Below are 21821 nucleotides of genomic sequence, written 5' to 3'. Positions count from 1 at the left end.
ACACTCAGCAGAAACAAAAAAATTCAAGGATCGATGCCTAATTGCGTCACTCCCTGAACAACAGATCTCCCATTCAACAATACGCCTTCTCAATTTAATCACCTTCTCATTATAAAATGTAACAATCAACTAGATTATCTACTGTTTATGGAACAATAGAAATTTATGTTTAATAAAAACTTCATATTTTTCACTAGGAGCGCTTAAGAACCAGCAGATAAAATCTAAGAAGGTCAGATAAGTGAAAGAACCGTTTTAACAATTGTTGTTCTTTGTTATGACGAGGAGAAAGTTCTTGAAGAAACGATCCATTGACTGAATGCTGCTCTGAGCAATGCATGCCGAAAAGGATTGGCTTCTTCAGAACAAGTAATTGGAAATTTTCTCATTAAGTACAATGAAGGTTTTGATATCGTGTATGGTGTTCGAGACGGAAAGACATTGATCATTCTTTCGATCAGGGTACTTGGGGAAATTCAACAAAAAATGTCCATGCTACGTGATCGAAGAAAAAAGCCTGCATGCACCAAAATTGAGCAGCACTCCTCTTTAAATGGTTTGTTAGGATGTGATTGTTTGTTTCGAAGAATACTTCTATCAGGATTCACCTATGTTTTTGTGGCATTTTTTTCTTTTGTGTTGGTTACTGCTTTAGGCTACCCGTTTAGTTTCAAAGGCAGCAATGCGCCGATTCTGATTAGTTCACTTATTTTTTTTACACTGATCATAATTCTATTTTTTCTTGCTGTTAATCGTTTCTTTCAGAATATGCCCGATCGGATGATGGATTGGGTGTCATGGATGCTTTTTCTAGTGATCGTCGTGATCGAAGGCATGTTGATTGTTGGCTTTCATTCCATCCTGCCTCCATTGATTGACGGCGGCCACACCTATGTGGAAGCTCTATACCTGCTCAAACATGGGCATGCTTCTGGCAACAGCTATTTCGCGATTTATCCAAATAATATTCCGATTACTTTGCTTAGATATGTGTTGTATAAAACGGCATCGCTGGTTCACTATTCCAATTACATGGTGATTGATCGTGTTTTTTGTTCCGCGATTTTAAATATCGGGATTTTTTTTTCATGGAAATTGATGAGGCGAAAATCTGGGGCAAGATCCGGTGCTTTATTCATGCTGGCGGCCTTGACCTGTTTTCCCTTAATTTTTTATACGCTTTATTTCTACACGGATACAGCAGCAATCCTGTTTCCCTCGCTGATGCTGTATCTTTGGTACATATATGAAAAATCTAAGAAGATACGTTATGTACTGCTTCTCGGTCTCGTGCTTGCTGTAGGCATTCAACTCCGGATGAATTTGATTTTGTTTCTTCCGGCGCTTGCGATTTACATGTGCTTCACGCTCAAATGGAAAAAAATAGTGATGAGTCTTGGCATTATCTTGGTGATTCTTGCGGCGGGACATTTCGCCATGAAGGGTATTGAAAATCAATTTGGCTATAAGAATGATCCGTCACTTGCTATGCCCACGATTCATTGGATAATGTTGGGACTTTCTCCTGAGGGGCGCTACTCGAATGCGGATTTTAATTGGACGGTGGAGCATCCTGATCAGGCGGCGAAAAGAAAAGCAGACAGCGCGCGGATCGCAGAACGAATAAAAGAAAACGGTCCATTCGGTTTAATGCGCATTTGGGCAGTCAAAACATTCCGAACATGGGGTATGGGTGCGCATGGCTATTATTGGTATACGAAGTTCAATACACAACCCACAAGAGGTTATCACTATCTGTTCGGGGATCAGCGGCAGCTGGTGGTGTGGATTATTCAAGTTTTTTACATTGCCAATCTTGTCTTTATGATTTCGTCTGCAATCCGCTATTTCCGAATGAAAAAGGTGGATCTGCGTTTGTTGATTCTGATTTGTCTGTGCGGCAATGTACTATTTTATACATTCGTTTGGGAGGCTGAGCCTCGTTATAGTTTACTCTTCACGCCTTTTATTCTGATCAGCAGCGTTTTTGGACTGCAAGATGTGTCGCGTATCATCGGGAATCACATTTTTAAATCTGAACATTTTCCAATTGTGTTCGTTCTCATTATGGTGCTGCTGATCGGTGGGGTTGCCGGTGCTCACACGATGACGGAAAAGCGAGTGGCACATCGAATTGTTGCGGCGAATCAGCCGTTTTCAGGAGGAGAAGAGAACGCTGTTATTGACAAAAATCAGTCAATCACCCAAACATTCCGACCGAGGACGGCCTATCATCATCTGGCCGTGCGCGTCTTTTCTCTGAATGGTCGCGGCATCTACCGTATGAGGCTCGCCAATAGGCATACTGGTCAAATGATTGAATCCAGAAATTTCACTTGCGGAACGATGAAACCGGGTCAAACGCTCGATTTCAACTTGAATCACATGGTTCGTCCGAAACCAGGCGCGACGCATCAGATCAGCCTGTCTCAAGTCGAAGGACAGTCAGGTTCTCATCTAATCCTCGCAGCAAACGGGAAAGGGTTTGAGCAGCGCGACGCGTATCCTGAAGGACGCATGTTCGAAGGCAGGGATTTAGCTGGAAAAATGGATTTGATGTTCACCGTGGACAGAGTTCGGTACAGGCCCTATATAAGTCCCTCTGTTTATTGGCTGCTCATACTTATTCCTACTGCGATGCTCAGCTTCTACGGTTACGTCATTCTGCGGGGCTCAGAACAAAAAATAAGACCAATTGATCGGAACGGACGGCTTCCATCCCAGTATCACTGATATTCGATCCGGCCTTCTTAAGAAATCCTTCATTTTTTCCAATTGTATTTTATAAGAAGCGCCCTTTACAATAAGTAAAGTAAGCTGATGTGCGGGGAGAGTAAACGATGGAAGAGTATAACGTATTGGTTGTTGACGATGATAAAGAAATTCGTGATGTCATAGGCATCTACTTAAAAAATGAAGGCATTCATGTGCTGAAAGCGGAGGACGGGCTGGAGGCGATTGAGGTGCTGCGCTGTCACACGGTACATCTCATTTTGCTCGATATAATGATGCCGCGCATGGATGGAATTCAGACAACGTTCAAAATTCGTGAACAGAAAAATATCCCGATTATCATGATCAGTGCCAAGACCGAGGATATGGATAAAATCCTCGGCTTGCAAGTTGGTGCAGATGATTATGTGACCAAACCATTCAATCCGCTCGAACTCGTGGCACGTGTGAAGTCACAGCTGCGAAGGTATGTAACCCTTGGCACGTATGAGAAGAAAAACGAAGTGATTGATCTGAACGGGCTTGTTCTCGAACAGGCGGAGAAACGCGTTTCTGTGAACGGCGAACCTGTTCGCCTGACGCCAATTGAATACAGAATTGTCGATTTATTGATGCGCAACGCCGGTCGTGTTTTCTCTATTCATGAAATCTATGAACGTGTCTGGGAAGAACCAAGCTATAACGCAGAGAATACGGTCGCCGTACATATTCGTAAAATCAGAGAAAAAATCGAAATTGATCCGAAAAATCCAAGATACTTGAAGGTGGTGTGGGGCATTGGCTACAAAATTGAAAAATAAAAGAACAGGGTATCTATTCACTTGGCTGATGATACTCGGTCTCTCACTGATTCTGCTTGTAATCACAGTCTACAGGCCAATGATGTTTGGCGCTTTTGAGAATTCTAGTGGTTTTAAAAGTACTTATTATCAATTTAAGTATGAATTAGCGGCGGCGAAACTCAGTCATCCATCATCAAGCCAGGTCCGTCAGCTCCCCATCACCAAGGATGATATACACGAGTTTCGTTATCGTTATGGCGATCTGCCTAAGCAATTATCGAACGTCCACAGTCAGTTCTCAGATGTGATCGCAAAAGCGGAGAAAGCAGAAGATAAAAAGTCCGCATCCTATTATAAAAAAGAGCGAGACAAGAAGATCAGTGCGATCGAGAAAAACTTTAAGAGTGATGCCCATGTGGCCAGACAGATCCGCGAAGAACGTGTAGCACTGATGAAAAAGTTTCAGAATACCTCACTTTCAAATGAACAAGGGAGTTTTAATCAGCTAGCAAAAGTCTTTAAGTATCGCTTTGTGAATAAGAAAACCGGCGAAGTTTTTACAAATGTGACGGATGTTCAGGGAAAAGAAAAGCAGCCGGAAAAACGTTTTGAAAAAAGTTTTGAAAATTTTTCGCCCGATGATTACTTGAGCATTGGAGATAAACGCATTAATCGAATCTTAACGCTTTGGGGTGCTCAATACTCCGGAAAAATTTATATTAATCGGGATGCCCCGATGGATCAATTGAATAATTACTCTAACTATCGTGCTTACGTTCAAAGCAAACAATTTGGCTTTGTTCTGCTTATTTTGGGGATTGCCATGATTGGTTATGCGTTGTTCCTTCTTTGGAAACACAGGGTATTTTCTCTTGTTGGTTTTCAAAAAATAAGTCAGTTTTATCGACGTATTCCGATTGAGTTGCGTTTGATGGTTCTTGCAGTTGAACTGTTTATCTTTTTGACTGTTCTTATCAGTGTCGGTGTCAGCTCGACAAGCTATGTTTACCCCGTTTTCGGAAGCCTCGGAAACTTAATCAATTTTACTTGTTACAATTTTGGTATTCTTGGTGCGGTAACAACCGTTCTTTTCCAAATTCAATGGCTAGTTGAAATGCTGCGCGATTCTGAGAAACGATTGGCGTGTCAAAAGGGGAGCATCGTCTCGCAGTCAAAAGAGATTGTTCATGCCTTTTTCATTGCACCCTTTATCGGTCTGAAAGTTTTGTTTGTCGTTGCGACCATTTTTTTCCTTGGTATGTCAGCTCCACTTTTTTCTATGAGTGGCAGCGTTGTCGCAGCATTCTTATTTTTGATTTTTACTGCACTGCCTCTGCTTTGGTTGGCATTGAAACGTGCTACACAGTTTAATCGTGTCTTTAATCAAGCGAGCGCCTTGGCGGCCGGAGAGGAAGAGCCGGATCTGCCCGTGCAAGGAAGGGGCAGTATAAGCCGATTGTCTCAATCCTTGAATACATTGAAGCATGGCGTAAAATCATCGCGAAACGCGCAAGTGAAAAGTGAACGACTAAAGACGGAGCTTATTACCAATGTAAGTCACGATCTGCGCACGCCGCTGACGTCAATTATTACCTATAACGATTTGCTAAGAAAGTCGGATGTGAGCGATGAAGAACGGCAGGACTACTTGGCCATCATTGATCGAAAAGCGAAGCGTTTAAAGCGGCTGATTGATGATTTATTTGACGCTTCGAAAATGGCAAGCGGAGCAATTGAATTACACAAAACAAAGGTTAATTTGACTGAATTGCTGACTCAGGCACTCGCTGAATATGATGAAGCGATTCAACAATCAAAGCTTAGTTTTCGTATTAAGACGCCGAATGAAGAGATACCGGTTATTGTCGACGGTCAGAAACTATGGCGCGTTTTTGATAATATGATTGGAAATATTATTAAGTATTCATTAGAAGGGACACGTGTGTACATCACGCTTGAGGTAAAAAATGGCGAGGCAATGGCGACGTTCAAGAATATCACCAAATATGAGCTCGGAGACAATGTCGATGAACTATTCGAACGCTTTAAGCGCGGCGATGCGTCACGCCATACGGAAGGCTCAGGGCTTGGATTAGCGATTGCGAAGTCGATTATCGATCTTCACGACGGCGTATTTGAAATCGATCTGGACGGTGATCTATTTAAAGTTGTGATCAAACTTCCCATTGCGTAGTCAATCACGAAAGGAATCGGCTTCTCCTTGACGCGAGCATGTGGCCAGTGAGACAATAGAATCCGGTATTTAATTGGAAGTAAAAAGCGAGCAGATCATGCCCGCTTTTTTTGGAAATGAGGAATGTGCCATGTCTTACGATGGTATTGTCACCCATGCTGCCGTTCAAAGTCTTCAAGATTTTGTCGGCGGCCGAGTTGCAAAAATATATCAGCCAACACCGACGGATCTTATTTTTCACCTGCGCGCACGCGGCGCACGCGGGAAATTGCTGATTTCTATAAATGCGGCGTTTGCGCGCATGCATTTGACGGAACAGTCGGAGGGAAATCCGCAAGAGCCGCCGATGTTCTGCATGCTTCTGCGCAAGCATCTTGAAGGAAGCGTGATTGAGCGGATCGAGCAAGTAGGTTTTGAACGCATTGTGCATCTTGACCTCCGTTCGCGTAATGAGCTTGGCGATGTAAATGAAAAACAACTGATTATTGAACTCATGGGTCGGCACAGCAATGTAATTTTGACAGATAAAGAAAGTGGTCGGATTATTGACTGCATGAAGCACTTGACACCGGCCGTCAATCGTTTCCGTACGGTACTGCCTGGTGAAACCTATGTTTCGCCTCCGGATCAGGGGAAGCTTAATCCGCTTGAAATGACTGTCCAGGATTTAACGAGCCGGATTGAATGGAACGCAGGGAAGATTGATCGGCAGATTGTTGGTATTGTCAGCGGCTTTTCCCCTCAAATTGGCGCTGAGATTGTCCACCGAGCAGGACTTCCGCACCAAAATGCGATTGCGGCTGCTTTTTGCGAGATTCAGTCTGAAATTCGCAGTCATGATTATCAGCCGATGATCATTTTTAACGAAAAAGGTAAGGACGATTTTCACGTCTTGCGTCTCACACATGAATCAGGGAAAACAGAGACATTTGCCAATGTCCATCAGATGCTTGATCGGTTCTACGCGGTTAAATCACAAACCGATGCGGTACGGCAGAAAGCCGGAGATCTCAGCCATTTTATCAGTCTTGAATTAAAGAAAAACAAAATGAAACTAAAGAAGCTTGCGAAAACGCTTCAGGACGCGGAAGACGCAGACAAATACCGTTTGTACGGCGAATTGTTAACGGCGAGTATGCACGCATTCAAACGTGGCGATCAGCATGTGGATGTGGTTAATTATTATGATCCGGATCAGAAGCAAGTGACAATAAGTCTTAATCCGAACCGGACACCTTCTGAGAATGCGCAGGCATACTTTAAAAAATACACGAAAGCGAAGACGGCAAAACGGGTTGTGGCGGAACAAGTGGTGCAAACGAAAAATGAGGTCGCTTATTTTGAGGGCTTAACGCAACAAGTCGAATCCGCTTCACTGAAAGATATTGAAGAAATTCGCGAGGAGCTTGTTGAGGGCGGTTATTTAAGAAAAAAACGGTCGAACAAGGCAAAAAAGAAGAATAAAACTGTGATCGACAAATACTACGCCTCAGACGGAACCCTCATTCTCGTCGGGAAAAACAATAAACAAAATGATTATTTGACTACGAAAGAGGCTGCGCGCGATGAGATTTGGCTGCATACAAAGAACATTCCAGGGTCTCATGTGGTCATTCGCTCCCAAGATCCGAGCGAAAAGATTTTAATGGAAGCGGCAAATCTTGCGGCTTTTTACAGCAAATCGCGAATGGGAAGCGGAGTTCCTGTCGACTACACCAAAGTGAGGTATGTGAAAAAACCTAGTGGTGCCAAGCCTGGTTTTGTGATTTATACCGATCAGAAGACGCTCTATGTGACGCCGGATGAGTCGCAAGTACTCAAGTCACGGGAACAACCAAAATCAGAGACAAGATAGATTTATGCTGTTGATCAATGATTTAATTTTCGCGGGCACTTGCTTCATCTCCGCAAAATTGTATAAAATGGTAAGGTGGAAGTGATCGGATGATTAAGAGTATGACCGGTTTTGGATTGAGTGAGAAAAGTGCTGGAGACGCACATGTTCGTGTTGAGTTGAAATCAGTCAATCACCGCTTCTTCGATTTTTCGTTCAATGGACCGAAACCATTAATCTATCTTGAGGACCGGATACGAAAAGTGATCCATTCTTTTGTAAAAAGAGGATCGCTTACCTTGTACTTATCCGTTGAAGGCAGCGAGGCGATTGCTCCTAAGGTTGAGACGAACTGGTCGATTATTGACCAGTATATGAGTGTCGCTAAGGAAATTCAGAAACGGAGCGGAACCGAGAAGACAGACGTGAATGTCATTCTTCAGCTTCCGGGCGTCTTCACGCTCCGTGATGCGGACAACCTTTCTGCGAAAACAGTTGAGCCATTCGTGCTTGAAACAGTGCGCCGTGCCTGCGAGCAATTGATTTCCATGCGCGAAAAAGAAGGCGAAGCGCTTCGAACGGATCTTTCGGAGAAAGTTGAAAGTATTCGACGAGCGGTCGATGGTCTTGAGGTGTTTTTACCTACGGTTCGTGATCAATATGAAAAGAAGCTGCGCACATCCGTCTCCGATTTTCTCAATCGCTATCAATCGATTGACGAAGATCGTTTAATGACTGAGATTGCTGTGTTTGTAAATAAGACAGCAGTTGATGAAGAACTGACTCGGATGAAAAGCCACTTGAATCAATGCGTTGGTTTATTAAGCGAAGATGTCGATGTTCCGGTGGGACGACAGTTAGATTTTCTCATTCAAGAAATGAATCGTGAAGTGAATACGATCGGCTCGAAGGGCAATCATGCTGAAGTAAGCCGTTTTGTCGTATCGTTAAAGAATGAGATTGAAAAATTGCGCGAACAAGTGCAAAATGTAGAATAAATGGACTGATCGATGTGTACCAGTTGGGGGCAAAGTGATGGGCTTTAAAGAAAAAGGGCTGCTGGTGGTTCTTTCCGGACCTTCCGGGGTCGGCAAAGGGACCGTGTGTAAGGCGCTTCGCAAGCGCGGCACGCAATTGAACTATTCGATTTCGGCAACAACGCGAAAGCCGAGAGAAGGCGAAATCGACGGCGTTCACTATTTCTTCAAGACGCGCGATCAATTTCAGCAGATGATCGAACAAGATAAATTGCTTGAATGGGCGGAATATGTCGGCAACTGTTACGGTACGCCTGTTGACTATGTTCGGGAGACCATTGAATCAGGCAAAGACGTGATCTTGGAAATTGAAGTACAAGGTGCTCTTCAAGTGAAACAGAGGTTCCCGGAAGCACTGTTTATTTTTCTTGCACCGCCGAATTTGACAGAGCTGAAAAATCGAATTGTCGGTCGCGGAACAGAAACGGCCGAACTGATTGAAAGCCGCATGACGGTGGCAAAATCAGAAATGGAATTAATGCAGAATTATAATTATGTGGTTGAAAACGATCAAGTTGAGAAAGCCTGTGATCGGATTGAAGCAATTGTGCTCGCCGAACATTGCAGAGTTGACCGGCTGATTGAAAAATATATAAATAGTGAAGGGATTGACGGAAAATGATGATTTACCCGTCTATTGATAACTTGCTTGAGAAAGTTAATTCTACGTATACGCTAGTAACGCTTTCCGCGAAACGCGCACGTCTGCTGCAGGATGGCTCCGCGCATCTAATGGTTGAGCATCCTCGTTCGGTTAAAGAAGTAGGTCAGGCATTAGAAGAAATCAATGCCGGACTGCTTAATTATAAACATTAATGCGCGCGCATGCGCGGCAAGGCAACAACCTTAATATAGGTTGTTGCCTTTTACATAGGTAGTGAGCACAATATAACGTATCGTTTAGCAGGCTAAACGGTATTAGAATTGCGAGACTTCTTGAACTCGTTCTTTAGGATAAGGAAGTGATGATATGGAGCTTCAGGGCAAAAAAATTTTACTCGGTATTACCGGCGGAATCGCGGCATACAAAGCAGCCGAGCTGGTCAGCCGTCTTGTTAAAGAGGGTGCAGATGTTCATGTATTAATGACTGAATCGGCAAAGCAGTTTGTCGGTCCGGTCACTTTTCAGGCACTCACAAGACATCAGGTTTATGATGACGTCATTTTGAATGAAAAGGAAGGACAGATCGCTCATATTGATTTGGCAGATGAGGCAGATCTGTTCATCGTTGCACCGGCTACAGCCAACACAATCGCGAAGATGGCGGCGGGGATTGCTGATAATATGCTCACAACCACGGCACTCGCTACCAAAGCGCCGGTGTGGGTCGCTCCTGCGATGAATGTCAATATGTACGGGCATCCGGCAGTTCAGAATAACTTGCACATACTTGAGCGTTACGGTTACCACATAATAGGTCCTGCAAAAGGTCATCTCGCCTGCGGATGGACGGGTGCCGGAAGAATGACAGAGCCTGAAGACATCGCTCGTGAGGTAAGTGACTTTTTTACTCAAAAGCCCTTGGAAGGGAAAAAAATAATTGTTACTGCGGGTCCAACAAAAGAAGCGCTCGATCCAATCCGTTTTTTCAGTAATCACTCGAGCGGCAAAATGGGTTATGCGATTGCCGAAGCTGCGCATCGCGCAGGTGCCGAAGTCACACTTGTGACAGGAGCTGCGTTGGCTGATCTTTCAGGGGTGACAACAGTCCGTGTAACCACTGCCCGTGAAATGTATGATGAAGTGGTAAACAGATACCCGGAGGCTGACGCGGTAATAAAAGCGGCGGCAGTTGCGGATTATCGTCCCGAGCATGTCAGTATGCGGAAAATCAAAAAATCGGATGGTGCAATGACTGTCACGATGGTACGCAATCCGGATATTTTAAAAGAGCTTGGCGTTCGGAAGAAAGAACAAGTGCTTATCGGTTTTGCGGCGGAGACTGACCATCTTGATGAAAATGCGAGAAAAAAACTTGTAACGAAACATTTGGATTTACTAGTAGCCAACCATGCATCAGATAGTTTTGGTGAGGATACGAACAAAGTGACCTTCTTTTTTGCGGATGGCAAGGAACAAACATTTGAGAAAATGCCGAAACGCCAAGTCGCGGTTAGAATCTGTGACGCGCTTGCAGATCTGTTTGAAATGAGTGAGCCTAGTGATCGCTGAAGTTTATATAGATATTCCGGCGAATCCGGTAAACAAACCGTTCGATTATCGAATTCCGGAATCTTTAGAAGGGGTTGTCGCGCCGGGCATGCGCGTGACTGTGCCTTTTGGACGTACTCGACGTCTTGGATTTGTCACTGAATTGAAAGAAGTCTCAACGTTTAAAAAGTTAAAAGCTATCGACTCTGTAGAAGATCATGCACCTGTCTTAACACAAGAACTGATAGACTTGGGACGCTGGCTGGCCGACTCGATACTTTGTCCAACCGTAACTGCTTTTCAAGCGATGCTTCCGGCCGCGATGAAGGCTGAGTATAAAAAAATAATTAAAATTGAACAGCCGGAACAGCTGAAAATAGAGGACGCAGATTTGGCGTCTTTTTTTGAAACGACAAAACAACCGATCTGGTCGGAGATCGTGAAAAGTCATCCGGAATTGTTGAAAAGAATTAATCGGGCAATTCGTCAAGGCTATCTGTCCATTCACCAGCTCGTTCGTAATCAAGCGACTGTGAAGAAAGTGTCCGCCATTTCGGTTTGCGCAACGAAAGAGCAGTTGAGGCTTGAGCTCGCAAAACTTGACGATCGGGCGAAACGTCAGAAGGAAGCGTTGCAATTTTTTATTAAGCAATCTGATCTGTCATCATTCCATTCACCAATACATGCATTGGTGAAAGATGGCTTGAGTCGAGATGCAATCACAAAACTCGTGGATAAAGGGCTGCTGCATTTAGATCAAATGGAACAATTTCGTGATCCATACAAACATCCTGTGGAGCAAACGAAGCCGCTCAATTTAACTGATGAACAAGCAAAAGCGCTTGCGCCTATTTTGCAATCGATGAACGAAAATGAACATCGTGTTTTTTTGTGCCATGGGGTTACGGGAAGCGGAAAAACGGAGATCTATTTGCAGTCGATTCAGCGTGTTCTTGAACATAAGCGGCAAGCAATCGTACTCGTTCCGGAAATTTCATTAACACCGCAGATGGTTCTTCGATTTAAAGGCCGCTTTGGCGATCAGGTGGCGGTGATGCACAGTGGACTTAGCCGCGGCGAAAAATATGATGAATGGCGTAAAATTCGCGAAGAAAAAGTACAGGTAGTCGTTGGTGCTCGATCCGCAATTTTCGCCCCCTTCAAGAAGCTCGGCTTAATTATTATTGATGAGGAGCATGAGTCCAGCTACAAGCAAGAGGATATGCCAAGGTATCATGCGCGTGATGTGGCCATCCATCGAGCGGAGAAACATCATTGTCCGGTCGTTCTTGGAAGCGCGACGCCGTCACTTGAATCTTTCGCCCGCGCGCGCAAACAGGTTTACACGTTATTATCTTTGAAGGAACGGGTGAATCATCGTCCGCTTCCCAGTGTTCACATTGTTGACCTTCGCGAGGAAATGCGTCAAGGGAATCATTCGGTTTTCTCTAAGGAACTCCTTGAAAAAGTGAAGGATCGTCTTCAAAAGAACGAGCAAACGGTGCTGTTTCTAAACAGGCGCGGATACTCGACCTTTGTGATGTGCCGATCATGCGGGACAGTGGTGAAATGCCCCCATTGTGATATTTCGTTAACCTACCATCGTACGCAGCATTCACTGAGATGCCACTATTGCGGGTATGAACAAAATGTGCCGGCAACTTGTCCGACATGCGACAGCGATGCGATGCGCTTTTTTGGGACAGGAACACAGAAAGTCGAGGCGGAGCTTAATCGCTTGCTGCCTGAAGCGCGCGTGATTCGAATGGATGTGGACACGACGAGAAAAAAAGGCAGCCATGAAAAACTGCTGCGTCAATTCGGCGAAGAAAAAGCAGATATTTTACTTGGTACACAAATGATCGCAAAAGGTCTTGATTTTCCAAAGGTAACACTTGTCGGTGTACTTGCAGCGGACTCACTGCTCCACCTCTCTGACTTTCGAGCATCGGAGAAGACCTTTCAATTGATTACTCAGGTATCCGGACGCGCGGGCAGACATTCATTGCCTGGAGAGGTCGTGATTCAAAGCTATACACCTGATCACTATGCGGTCATTGATGCAGCCCGGCATGATTATGAAAGCTTCTACCGAGAAGAAATGACGATACGGCATCGCTGGGGATATCCCCCGTTTTTCTATCTGGTATTAATCAGCCTGACTCACCCGGAGCCGGCAAAAGTTGCAGTGGCGGCGGATCGCATCGCAGCAATTCTAAAGAATAACTTGTCGGATTCGACTCAGATCTACGGCCCTGTCGTTCCGTCCGTATCCAAGATAAAAGATAGATATCGCTACCAGTGCATGGTAAAATACAAAAGAGAACCTGCGCTCGTTCCCGTGTTGCATCAAATTCTGCAGCATTTTCAAGAGACCGGGAAAGACAGTCTTCAGGTATCCATTGATCTAAATCCTGTCGCACTTATGTAATTGAGCTTGCGAAACAGTGCTTCGTTTGTTTCCAAACAGGTACCAACCGAGAACTTTTAATTATTAAAGAGGATGATTGAATGAAAATAGCATTTATGGGAACACCGGATTTTGCAGTGCCGATCCTCCAGCGGTTGCTGGAGGATCCAAATTATGATGTGGTCTGCGCGATCACACAGCCCGACCGTCCCAAGGGCAGAAAACATAAATTAACGCCGCCACCGGTTAAAGTACTTGCTGAAAAGTATTCTGTTCCGGTGCTGCAACCGGAGAGGGTACGCAAAGCGGAAGCGGTTCAAGAAATTTTATCATATGGTGCTGATCTATTGATCACGGCCGCTTATGGACAGTTTCTGCCTGAGTCCTTGCTCAAAGAGCCGCCGCTCGGATGTGTGAACGTTCACGCATCATTATTACCGTCCTATCGCGGCGCCGCTCCGATTCAACAGTCAATTATTGACGGGAAGAAAGAGACCGGTGTCACAATCATGTATATGGTGAAACAAATGGATGCGGGAGATCTATTGAGCCAAGTTCGTGTGCCGATTGAGCATCAAGATACGTTTGGAACACTACATGATAAACTTAGCGCTGCTGGCAGCAGGCTGCTCATGGAAACCTTGCCGAAACTTGCGGCAGGTTCTTTGAAACCGACACCTCAGAATGAAAAAGAAGTCACGTTCGCCCCAAGTATCCAACATGAAGATGAAGAAATTAAATGGGAGAAAACTGCGGTTGATGTACGTAATCTGATCCGTGGATTGAATCCTTTTCCAGGAGCGTATACCCGGTTGAACGGTTCAATTTTTAAAATTTACGCAGCTGAGTTAACAAAGGTAACGACTAAAGAAAAACCGGGTACCGTTTTTGACAACGACACTGACGGATTTCTTGTTGCGACAGGTTATGGCCAGGCAATTAAGGTTATGGAATGTCAGCCTTCAGGAAAAAAACGAATGCATGCAGCTGATTTTTTACGTGGAAAAGCGCTGGAACTGGGCATTATTCTTGGAGGCGTGTCATGAGCAGGCCAATGGCGCGTGAGACGGCCCTTGATCTTCTCCTCTCCATAACGAAACATCACGCATACAGTCAGATCGCCATTAATGAAGCATTAAATGCGAAAAGTTTGTCGGATAAAGATAAAGGCTTGGTAACCAACCTCGTCTATGGGGTTCTGCAGCGAAAATCAATTTTAGATTTTTACTTGTCTTCATTTGTTGATAAGAAAAGAAAGATGGATGATTGGGTTGAGATGCTCCTTCTGTTGTCTATTTATCAGAATGTGTTTCTTGACCGAATTCCTGACCATGCAATTGTGAATGAAGCGGTTACGATTGCAAAAAAACGCGGCCATCGCGGTATATCCGGTTTTGTAAATGGTGTACTCCGCAGGTTTCTGCGTGATGGACTGCCTGATGTATCAAAAATTGAACCGGAATTAAAGCGCCTTTCCATTCAATACAGTCATCCGCAATGGCTGCTAAAGCTATGGGAAAAACAGTGGGATCGAGCAACTGCAGTGAAAATTGCAGAAGCAGATAATCTGCCGCCAAAAGTGTCGATCCGTGTAAACCGACTCAAGGGTACAAAGCAGGAACTGTCCGAACGGCTCGCGATGGAGGAAATTCAGACGGTATCTGGAAGCCTGTCTCAAGATAGTTTGATTGTTGAGAGCGGGAACCCTGTTAATACTCAAGCATTTAAAGACGGATTTTTTACAGTACAGGATGAAAGTTCCATGCTTGTCGCTGATGTCGTAAATCCTGATGAAACCATGCTTGTGCTGGATGCATGTGCCGGGCCCGGAGGAAAAACGACGCACCTTGCTGAACGAATGGGGAACAAGGGCAAGATTATTGCGCTTGATTTGCATCCGCACAAGACGCAGTTAATCGATCATGCAGCAGAACGCCTTGGCTTGACCAATATATCAACACAAGCGATGGATGCGAGATCGGCTCAAGAGACTTTCGGTGATGCTTCCTTTGATCGGGTATTACTCGATGTTCCTTGTTCCGGTTTAGGCGTGATTCGGAGGAAACCTGAAATAAAATGGAGTAAATCTGCTGAAGAAATTAGAGGCCTATTTCCGATACAGAAAAAGATTTTAGACGAGATGGCTCCACTCGTGAAACCGGGCGGACGCCTTGTATATAGCACGTGCACGATTAATAAGGATGAAAATGAGAAGCAAATTGCTGATTTTCTCTCAAATCATCCGGATTACCGAGTAGACCCTTCCTTCATAGAGCGAATACCGTACCTACGGGATGAATTTCAATCAGCAGGTTCAACCGGCATGGTTCAAATTTTGCCCTATATGATTCACACAGACGGCTTTTTCATTTGTTGTCTTGAACGGATCTGAGAACGGATTCTTTTAAAGGAGTGAAAAGCGTGAAGACCGCATTTTGTACAGATTCCGGAAAAGTTAGAGAACAGAATGAAGACTGTGTTGGCGTATTTTTTGGAAACAAGTGTGTATTTGGACTCGTTGCCGACGGGATGGGGGGACATGCCGCGGGAGAGATTGCCAGCAAGATGGCTGTGGACCTATCAGCAGAAAAATTTTCAGGGCATTCCGGACTTTTTACACAGGATGAGGCAGAACTCTGGCTCAATCATTTGATCCGTGGTGTCAATCTGCATTTATATGAATATGCGGAAGCCCACGCGGAATGTCGGGGAATGGGTACAACTTTTGCGGGCGCTCTTTGTACAAATGAATTCATCACAATTACTTCTGTTGGCGACAGCAGGATATACATATGGAATAAGGGGCATCTTGTCAAACAAATTACTGAGGACCATACATTTGTCAATGAACTGCTTAAGTCAGGACAAATCACAATGGAACAAGCCGTGGATCATCCCAAGAGACATATATTGATGCGTTCTTTAGGAACGGAACCAACAATAGCGCTGGATACATCAACTTTTGAATGGACGAACGGCTCACATATACTTATTTGCTCCGATGGATTGACGAACAAGTTATCAGATGAGAAATTGAGTGAAATTATGGAAGACGCAAAGAGTTTGCGCGAGAAAACGGACATGATGATTAAGGAAGCAAACCACTCTGGTGGCGAGGATAACATATCAGTGGTCATTATTTCCAATGATGGTGATGGTGATAAGGAATGATTGGTAAACGAGTTGGTGGAAGATATCAAATTTTATCCCGCCTTGGTGAGGGCGGAATGGCAATTGTCTATAAAGCGAAGGATCTGATTCTGGATCGAATGGTTGCGGTAAAGACACTTCGTCCGGAATTGTCGGGCGATGAAGAATTTGTCCGCCGATTTCATCGGGAGGCAGAATCTGTAGCGAGCCTGTCTCATCCGAATATTGTTGCCATTTACGATATTGGCGAGGAAGACTGCTATTATATTGTAATGGAATATGTGGAAGGTATGACTCTCAAGGAGTTTATTAAGGATTATTCGCCAATAGCAATTAATGAATCAATTTTTATTATGAAACAGATTTTACTCGCAATCACGCATGCGCATGAGCATGGCATTGTCCATCGAGATATAAAACCGCAAAATATATTGATCAATGAATCCGAACGTGTCAAAGTGACAGATTTCGGTATTGCGCTTGCTGTGAGCGGGGCGACAATTACTTATACCCATTCGATTATGGGATCGGCACACTACCTGTCTCCGGAACAGGCAAGGGGCGGAAAAGCGACGGTTAAATCTGATATTTATGCAATTGGTATTGTCATGTTTGAATTATTGACTGGCAAATTGCCTTTCCCAGGGACGTCTCCTGTATCTGTCGCATTGAAACATCTCAGTTCTCCGATTCCCTATCCGCGTGATTTCCGAGAAGATATACCTCAATCTGTAGAAAATGTTTTAATTCGGGCGTTGGCTAAAAATCCATCTGATCGCTATAACAGTGTGACCGATATGTATCATGATTTGCTGACCGCGCTTGATCCTGAACGCGCGAATGAACAACGCTTGATCTTTGCTGAACCTGTTCCGGATGAAGAAAGCGATGATTTGGAAAAGACGATTAAGATGGAGCCAATCAAAAATCAATCGGGATTAAATCAGCAAGAAGCCGTCGAAAAAGCAGTGACTGCACCACCTGAAAAAAGTAAAAAGGGAAAGAAGTCCAAAGCGAAGAAATGGTTGACCATCTCCGGCGTACTCCTCCTTTTAATTACTGCGGGGATAGTACTCGGGGTGACCTTACTTCCAAAATTGTTCTATGTGTCAAATGTCCAAGTTCCCGATGTGACCGGTCAGACGTATCAAGCAGCCAAACAGACGCTGTCCGATAAGAATTTGAAAGTAGTTCGCACTGATCGTGTGAACAATTCTGTAGCCAAGGGAAAAGTGATTAGCCAAAATCCTGAGGCGGGTGCTGAGGTGAAGGAACATGCAGAGATTTCACTTGTCGTCAGCAAAGGTTCTAAGAAAGTTGCACTGGATAATTATGTCGGCTATAGCCGAGATACAGTTGCCGGTGCAATCAAGGATGCGGGGTACAAGGATGTTGTCTGGCATGAAGAAGAGTCGTCAACGATTCCCGAAGACCAGATTATACGCCAAAATCCTAAAGCAGGAGTAAAGATTGTTCCCGCGAAAACTATTTTGGAGCTTACCTATAGCGCGGGCAATCCACAGGCGACTGTTCCAAATTTAAAAGAGAAAACAAAAAGTGAAGTAAACAAATTACTTGAAGCGCAAGGCTTGAAGGCAGACTTCTCAATTGGTGATTACTCTGATGATGTGGAAAAAGGGAATGTGCTTGATCAAGACCCTGAAGCTGGAAGCCAAGTAGATAAGGGTTCAACAGTTATCGTCACATTATCTAAGGGAAGCCAGCCGAAGCCTAAGGAAATCGATCAGCCGATCAAGGTGGTTTATCCAGGTGACAGCAGTCAATCGTCTACATCAAGTTTAGGCAGTGAACCGATTCACGTGCAGATTTATTATACAGACGCCAATCATGATAACGCGGTATTCATTGATGAAGAAATAACCGAGACGAAAACCTATACAATTCCATTCACCATTAACCCGAATGAGAAGGGATCTTATCAGGTATTAATTGATGGGACCGAACGAAAAACAGGAACGGTCGATTATCCGGATTAAAGCGGAATGTCGTCTGCATGAAGGAGTTTAGATATGACGGAAGGAACAATCATTAAAGCACTAAGCGGATTCTATTATGTAAAAAGTGGTGACGAGCAGGTCCAATGCCGGGCGAGAGGGTTATTTCGCAAACAAGGAGTAAGTCCGCTTGTCGGGGATCATGTTGTCTACGAAGCAAAAAATCCGACGGATGGTTATATTCTATCGATTAAAGAACGAAAGAATGTGCTGAATCGCCCGCCGATTGCCAATATTGATCAAGCGATCCTTGTTTTTTCCGTTGTCGAGCCGGCTCTTGATTGTCAGCTTCTTGATCGTTTTCTCGTCTATATGGAGGCACACTCTATTAGTCCGGTTATCTGTTTTACAAAATGGGACTTGATCGCAGAGGATGAAATGGAGTGGATTCACGCGCGCCTTGAAGCATACAAAAAGATCGGTTATCCCATTTTGTTCACATCCAGTTTAAACCAAGAGGGTTTTACTGAATTAAGGAGAATAATGGATAATCGAATAAGTGTAGTGACCGGTCAATCAGGCGTTGGCAAATCAACATTGTTGAACTATCTGGATGAATCCTTGAACATTGAAACGCAAGCCATCTCGCATGCGTTAGGAAGAGGCAAGCACACCACAAGGCATGTTGAACTTATCCCTGTTTCTGAGACAGGTTACGTTGCTGATACACCAGGTTTCAGTTCGCTGGAACTTCCGGATCTTGAACCAATTGAGTTAGAACGCTGCTTTCCTGAATTCGACGCGTACCGCGCAAGCTGTCGTTTCCGCGGGTGCACACATTTAGCCGAACCGAATTGCAGAGTGAAACAAGCGCTCGAAGAAGGGGAAATCGATCAATCCCGTTATGAGAACTATAAAGTTTTTTTTCATGAACTAACTGAAAGACTGCGCAACAAATACTGACCGTTTTGTTCATCTCTCACCTATTCAGAATACCAATGATGACAGGACTGACTAAAATGGAAGATACACAACTAGATGATGTGTATCTGATTGAATACATTATAGGAAGCAGATGTTTCAATGAACTTAGCAATTGTTGCCGGCGGACCTGAAGAACTCGTGCCCGATTTAAATGCGCCGGAGTATGCGAACTACGAATGGATTGGGGCCGATCATGGCACCATTGTCTTGTTGAAAAATCAGATTATACCGACGCGTGCATTCGGCGATTTTGACTCGCTCTCTGAACAAGAGCGCGACGAGGTGGACAGAAAAGGATTGAAGCTTTGCAGCTATCCACCGGAAAAAGATAAGACCGATCTTGAACTGGCGCTTGATTGGGCACTCAGCCAGAATCCGGATCATTGTCTTTTGTTTGGTGCAACGGGTGGTCGGATGGATCATGCACTTGCCAGTGTGCAGCTGTTGATGAAAGCTGTAGAACAGCATGCAGAGCTTGAAATTATCGATCGGAATAATCGAATCACTTTATTAACTCCGGGCGCATACCCTATAGAGAAAAATCCATCCTACCGTTATCTTTCATTTCTTGCTATGACTGAAAAGGTGACCGGGCTGACTCTGTCTGGTGTGAAGTACCCGCTTCATGACGCGGTATTGCCTCTTGGATCAAGCCTTTGCATCAGCAATGAAGCTGAGGAAAACCTGTTTACTGTCAGCTTAAACCAAGGGTATTTGCTGATGATGCTCTGTCGTGACTAACTTGACCGTAATGGCTGGTCATAGTTTCCGTCATCGTCTCATATATTCTAGAAGCACGTGATAAAGGATGACGGCGCTTGAGACAAGGAGGAGCAGTGCAATGAAATTTTATACGATTAAATTGCCAAGATTTCTGGCCAGTATTGTGAGAGCCCTCCTCGGTTCGTTTAAGAAGGGGTAAGCTAACTCGCATGTCAAAAAGAGATATCTTTTATAGGTGTCTTTTTTGAATGTGCCACAAAAAACCAGCCCCTTCACTGAAGGGGCTGGTTTTTTGTGGTTCACGTTTAGTCAAATCCATCGGTTGATTATGCGTTAAACGCGTTCAACTTTACCTGCTTTAAGCGCTTTTGCTGATACATAAACGCGTTTTGGTTTTCCGTCTACAAGGATACGGACTTTTTGCAGATTTGCTTTAAACGTTCTTTTCGATTTATTTTCAGCAAATGAACGGTTCTGACCGAACTTAGTTGTTTTGCCGGTAACAAAGCATCGACGTCCCATTTAGATGACCTCCCTGACCATGCAATTCATTAACACAATAGTTTTATACTAACACGTTCGGTGCCCGCACGCAACTAGATGTCGTCTGAAAAATGAATCGGCAGGCGTAATTTTGTGCGTCGCTTTAAAATTAAGGATAGCTAGTGTAAAATAACGATAAGTCGATTATGTTTACGGATAGAGAATAATCGTTTATCGCGTCCGCAATTCTTCTGTGCCCTCGCAAAAAATGAAGTTATTCAGGAGGTTTTACACATGTCTGTTTCAATTAGCAATAACTATGGACAAATCGATATATCTATTGATGTTATCGCCAAAATCGTCGGTGGCGCGGCGATGGACTGCTATGGGATCGTTGGCATGGCTTCGAAAAATCAATTAAAAGACGGTTTTGCCGAACTGCTGAAAAAAGATAATTTCAGCCGCGGCGTCATTGTACGATTTGACGATGATCAGAATCTGCTCATTGACATGTATATCATTGTCAGCTACGGAACGCGTATTTCAGAGGTAGCGGGAAATGTTCAAACAAAGGTTAAAGAAACCTTGAATGAAATGCTCGGGTTAAATGCGGCATCGATTAATATTTTCGTGCAAGGCGTTCGTTTAAACGATGACGAAGTGTTACCTGATGATCAACCACTACAAGCATAAGGGGCGTGTCGTATTATGAAATATCGGAGCGTCTTTGATATTATCGGACCGGTTATGGTTGGACCATCGAGTTCGCATACTGCTGGTGCCGCAAAAATTGGGCGTATGGCTAGAAAACTGCTAGGGACTGCACCAGTACGTGCAAAAATAACACTTTATGGTTCTTTCGCCGAAACATATCGCGGACATGGAACGGATGTCGCCATTGTTGCTGGTCTCCTTGATTTTGATGAAAGCAACACAAGTCTACCTGATTCGCTTTCAATAGCGAAGCAGAAGGGCATGGATATTGAGTTCTTCATTGACAAAGAGACTCCGATGGAGCAGCCGAATGCCGCTCGTATTTTTTTATCGAGCGGCGACAACGAGCTTGAATTAGTCGGTGTCTCCATTGGTGGAGGAAAAATTGAGATTACGGAAGTCAATGGTTTCTCGATATCCTTGTCCGGGAGCAATCCCGCGCTTCTTGTGCTGCATCATGATAAATATGGCGCAGTGGCTGAGGTAGCGGGTTTGATCGCTAAATATGAAATGAATATTTCTTACATGGAAGTTTCTCGTCAGGATAAGGGGCGTTTAGCCTTGATGGTTATTCAAACGGATGAAGAAATTGGTGAAGGACTTGCTGCCGAAATTTCCGGACTTCCCAATATCTTAAATGTCGCTGTTTTATCTTAAAAAAGCAATTATT

Annotated in this window: 19 protein-coding genes; 18 read left to right on the top strand and 1 reads right to left on the bottom strand. The window is 44.2% G+C overall.

From position 1 onward, the window contains the following. Positions 1-576: 576 nt before the first annotated feature. The 16 genes from ABWW58_RS04030 to spoVM all read left to right on the top strand — a co-directional run bounded on the left by ABWW58_RS04030 (position 577) and on the right by spoVM (position 20153). On the top strand, positions 577-2733 hold the full coding sequence (locus tag ABWW58_RS04030; protein ID WP_353867947.1) for a glycosyltransferase-like membrane protein: 2157 nt from the start codon (positions 577-579) through the stop codon (positions 2731-2733). A gap of 107 nt (positions 2734-2840) precedes the next feature. Continuing rightward, complete coding sequence (locus ABWW58_RS04025) at positions 2841-3533, top strand: response regulator transcription factor (protein WP_093674842.1); 693 nt, start codon at positions 2841-2843, stop codon at positions 3531-3533. After that, entirely contained in the window at positions 3511-5709 is a 2199-nt protein-coding gene (locus tag ABWW58_RS04020; protein WP_353867946.1) for a HAMP domain-containing sensor histidine kinase, read from the top strand. Before ABWW58_RS04025 ends, ABWW58_RS04020 begins: the two co-directional genes overlap by 23 nt. Before the next feature lie 130 nt (positions 5710-5839). Next, positions 5840-7564 carry an Rqc2 family fibronectin-binding protein gene (locus ABWW58_RS04015; protein ID WP_353867945.1) on the top strand — a complete coding sequence of 575 codons (1725 nt, stop codon included), beginning with the start codon at positions 5840-5842 and terminating at the stop codon, positions 7562-7564. Positions 7565-7653: 89 nt separating this feature from the next. Then, positions 7654-8541, top strand: a complete 888-nt coding sequence (locus ABWW58_RS04010; protein ID WP_353867944.1) for a YicC/YloC family endoribonuclease — start codon at positions 7654-7656, stop codon at positions 8539-8541. A 37-nt stretch (positions 8542-8578) separates the two neighbouring features. After that, positions 8579-9202: a guanylate kinase gene (gmk, locus tag ABWW58_RS04005; protein ID WP_353867943.1), complete on the top strand. Its 624-nt coding sequence runs from the start codon at positions 8579-8581 to the stop codon at positions 9200-9202. Continuing rightward, a complete protein-coding gene (gene rpoZ / locus ABWW58_RS04000) occupies positions 9202-9396 on the top strand; it encodes a DNA-directed RNA polymerase subunit omega (RefSeq protein WP_093674848.1) in 195 nt (64 codons plus the stop codon). The genes gmk and rpoZ overlap by 1 nt, the downstream gene beginning before the upstream one ends. Before the next feature lie 154 nt (positions 9397-9550). Continuing rightward, positions 9551-10753, top strand: coding sequence for a bifunctional phosphopantothenoylcysteine decarboxylase/phosphopantothenate--cysteine ligase CoaBC (gene coaBC / locus ABWW58_RS03995; protein WP_353867942.1), 1203 nt, complete (start codon positions 9551-9553; stop codon positions 10751-10753). Next, a complete protein-coding gene (gene priA, locus ABWW58_RS03990) occupies positions 10743-13163 on the top strand; it encodes a primosomal protein N' (RefSeq protein WP_353867941.1) in 2421 nt (806 codons plus the stop codon). The genes coaBC and priA overlap by 11 nt, the downstream gene beginning before the upstream one ends. An 80-nt stretch (positions 13164-13243) precedes the next feature. After that, positions 13244-14188 (top strand): methionyl-tRNA formyltransferase, encoded by a 945-nt coding sequence (gene fmt / locus ABWW58_RS03985; RefSeq protein WP_353867940.1) that lies wholly within the window; start codon positions 13244-13246, stop codon positions 14186-14188. Further along, positions 14185-15534 (top strand): 16S rRNA (cytosine(967)-C(5))-methyltransferase RsmB, encoded by a 1350-nt coding sequence (rsmB, locus tag ABWW58_RS03980; RefSeq protein ID WP_353867939.1) that lies wholly within the window; start codon positions 14185-14187, stop codon positions 15532-15534. The genes fmt and rsmB overlap by 4 nt, the downstream gene beginning before the upstream one ends. A gap of 29 nt (positions 15535-15563) precedes the next feature. Next, positions 15564-16313, top strand: coding sequence for a Stp1/IreP family PP2C-type Ser/Thr phosphatase (locus tag ABWW58_RS03975; RefSeq protein ID WP_353867938.1), 750 nt, complete (start codon positions 15564-15566; stop codon positions 16311-16313). Continuing rightward, positions 16310-18289 (top strand): Stk1 family PASTA domain-containing Ser/Thr kinase, encoded by a 1980-nt coding sequence (gene pknB, locus ABWW58_RS03970; RefSeq protein ID WP_353867937.1) that lies wholly within the window; start codon positions 16310-16312, stop codon positions 18287-18289. Before ABWW58_RS03975 ends, pknB begins: the two co-directional genes overlap by 4 nt. Positions 18290-18322: 33 nt before the next feature. Further along, complete coding sequence (gene rsgA, locus ABWW58_RS03965; RefSeq protein ID WP_353867936.1) at positions 18323-19210, top strand: ribosome small subunit-dependent GTPase A; 888 nt, start codon at positions 18323-18325, stop codon at positions 19208-19210. Between the two features lie 120 nt (positions 19211-19330). Beyond that, positions 19331-19972, top strand: a complete 642-nt coding sequence (locus ABWW58_RS03960) for a thiamine diphosphokinase (protein ID WP_353867935.1) — start codon at positions 19331-19333, stop codon at positions 19970-19972. Positions 19973-20072: 100 nt separating this feature from the next. After that, complete coding sequence (gene spoVM / locus ABWW58_RS03955) at positions 20073-20153, top strand: stage V sporulation protein SpoVM (protein WP_010023251.1); 81 nt, start codon at positions 20073-20075, stop codon at positions 20151-20153. A 134-nt stretch (positions 20154-20287) separates the two neighbouring features. Here the strand turns inward: spoVM and rpmB are convergent, their stop codons facing one another. Beyond that, positions 20288-20476 (bottom strand): 50S ribosomal protein L28, encoded by a 189-nt coding sequence (gene rpmB / locus ABWW58_RS03950; RefSeq protein WP_353867934.1) that lies wholly within the window; start codon positions 20474-20476, stop codon positions 20288-20290. Between the two features lie 255 nt (positions 20477-20731). Here rpmB and ABWW58_RS03945 point away from each other — a divergent pair, with 255 nt between their 5' ends. Beyond that, on the top strand, positions 20732-21130 hold the full coding sequence (locus ABWW58_RS03945; protein WP_353867933.1) for an Asp23/Gls24 family envelope stress response protein: 399 nt from the start codon (positions 20732-20734) through the stop codon (positions 21128-21130). A gap of 15 nt (positions 21131-21145) precedes the next feature. After that, the gene (gene sdaAB, locus ABWW58_RS03940) at positions 21146-21808 is read left to right on the top strand and encodes an L-serine ammonia-lyase, iron-sulfur-dependent subunit beta (RefSeq protein ID WP_353867932.1); all 663 of its coding nucleotides are present in this window, start codon (positions 21146-21148) and stop codon (positions 21806-21808) included. The last annotated feature ends 13 nt before the right edge of the window (positions 21809-21821 follow it).

Origin of the sequence: Sporolactobacillus caesalpiniae, assembly GCF_040513385.1 — a bacterium.
Classification (GTDB): Bacteria; Bacillota; Bacilli; order Bacillales; family Sporolactobacillaceae; genus Sporolactobacillus.
This window is presented reverse-complemented; position numbering and strand designations above follow the sequence as displayed.

Excerpts from the sequence above, each read along its gene's own strand:
- ABWW58_RS04025 (WP_093674842.1), top strand. The coding sequence starts at position 2,841 with ATGGAAGAGTATAACGTATTGGTTGTTGACGATGATAAAGAAATTCGT.
- ABWW58_RS04015 (WP_353867945.1), top strand. The coding sequence starts at position 5,840 with ATGTCTTACGATGGTATTGTCACCCATGCTGCCGTTCAAAGTCTTCAA.
- ABWW58_RS04010 (WP_353867944.1), top strand. The coding sequence starts at position 7,654 with ATGATTAAGAGTATGACCGGTTTTGGATTGAGTGAGAAAAGTGCTGGA.
- gmk (WP_353867943.1), top strand. The coding sequence starts at position 8,579 with ATGGGCTTTAAAGAAAAAGGGCTGCTGGTGGTTCTTTCCGGACCTTCC.
- rpoZ (WP_093674848.1), top strand. The coding sequence starts at position 9,202 with ATGATTTACCCGTCTATTGATAACTTGCTTGAGAAAGTTAATTCTACG.
- coaBC (WP_353867942.1), top strand. The coding sequence starts at position 9,551 with ATGGAGCTTCAGGGCAAAAAAATTTTACTCGGTATTACCGGCGGAATC.
- fmt (WP_353867940.1), top strand. The coding sequence starts at position 13,244 with ATGAAAATAGCATTTATGGGAACACCGGATTTTGCAGTGCCGATCCTC.
- rsmB (WP_353867939.1), top strand. The coding sequence starts at position 14,185 with ATGAGCAGGCCAATGGCGCGTGAGACGGCCCTTGATCTTCTCCTCTCC.
- pknB (WP_353867937.1), top strand. The coding sequence starts at position 16,310 with ATGATTGGTAAACGAGTTGGTGGAAGATATCAAATTTTATCCCGCCTT.
- rsgA (WP_353867936.1), top strand. The coding sequence starts at position 18,323 with ATGACGGAAGGAACAATCATTAAAGCACTAAGCGGATTCTATTATGTA.
- ABWW58_RS03960 (WP_353867935.1), top strand. The coding sequence starts at position 19,331 with ATGAACTTAGCAATTGTTGCCGGCGGACCTGAAGAACTCGTGCCCGAT.
- spoVM (WP_010023251.1), top strand. The coding sequence starts at position 20,073 with ATGAAATTTTATACGATTAAATTGCCAAGATTTCTGGCCAGTATTGTG.
- rpmB (WP_353867934.1), bottom strand. The coding sequence starts at position 20,476 with ATGGGACGTCGATGCTTTGTTACCGGCAAAACAACTAAGTTCGGTCAG.
- ABWW58_RS03945 (WP_353867933.1), top strand. The coding sequence starts at position 20,732 with ATGTCTGTTTCAATTAGCAATAACTATGGACAAATCGATATATCTATT.
- sdaAB (WP_353867932.1), top strand. The coding sequence starts at position 21,146 with ATGAAATATCGGAGCGTCTTTGATATTATCGGACCGGTTATGGTTGGA.